Origin of the sequence: Acidovorax sp. SUPP2825 (assembly GCF_030158995.1) — a bacterium.
Taxonomy (GTDB): Bacteria; Pseudomonadota; Gammaproteobacteria; order Burkholderiales; family Burkholderiaceae_C; genus Paracidovorax.
The window spans coordinates 1-878 of sequence record NZ_BQXK01000063.1; the positions used below are offsets into that span (position 1 = coordinate 1).

General features: G+C 63.7%; 1 protein-coding gene. It reads right to left on the reverse strand.

What is annotated here, in order from left to right:
• Positions 1 to 9: 9 nt before the first annotated feature.
• Positions 10 to 822 carry an IS5 family transposase gene (locus AVAK2825_RS24700; protein WP_284403123.1) on the reverse strand — a complete coding sequence of 271 codons (813 nt, stop codon included), beginning with the start codon at positions 820 to 822 and terminating at the stop codon, positions 10 to 12.
• Positions 823 to 878: the final 56 nt, after the last annotated feature.

Consider the following 878-nt stretch of genomic DNA (forward strand, 5'->3'; position numbering starts at 1 on the left):
TAGAGCGTGTTATGAACTTCCCGCCGCAGCTAGCACCCGTGCAGCGGCGGGCAACATGAGCACTGCAAACACCAGAAAATGTAGCCCGCCGAGCACTTCCGGCAACCGCTCATAGTCCCGGGAGAGCCTGCGGAACCTCGCCAGCCAACCAAAGCTTCGCTCCACCACCCAGCGCCGCGGCAGCAGTACAAAGCCTTTCTTCGCCTCGGGCAGCTTCACGATCTGCAGATCGATGCCGTTGTCCTGCGCCGCCTTGGATGCCGCCTTACCCGTGTAGCCTTGGTCTGCCCAGGCCCGTTGCACCGTATGGCCAGTGGCCTGCTGCACGTCCTCGCACAACTGGTGCACCTGAGCGCGCTCTTGCTCGTCGGCCGGCGTGACATGTACCGCCAGGAGATGGCCCAGCGTGTCCACGGCCATGTGCACCTTGCTGCCTCGCTTGCGTTTGTAGCCGTCATAGCCTGCACGTGGGCCACTCTCGCAACTCGATTGCAGCGTTCGCCCGTCCATCACCACGACGCTGGGCTGGCCCTGGCGCCCTTGGGCCACGCGGATGATGGAGCGCAGATCAGAGACCATGGCCTCGAAGCAGCCCGCATCCAGCCACCGCCGGCTCTGCTGGTAAACCGCTTCCCAGGGCGGCAGATCGTTGGGCAGCATCCGCCAGGGCGCTCCCGCGCGCACCAGCCAACGCAGCGCGTTGAAGACTTCTCGCAGATCATGCTCGCGCTGGGGCGCGTGCTGGTCCATCAGGGTCAGGTAAGGCGCAGCGAAGCTCCATTCTTCATCGCTGACGTCTGTTGGGTAGGGCTTGCGGGGCATCTGCAAACTCTACCCTTGGCTTCGCTCTCACGGAGCAAAGTTCATAACACGCTCTA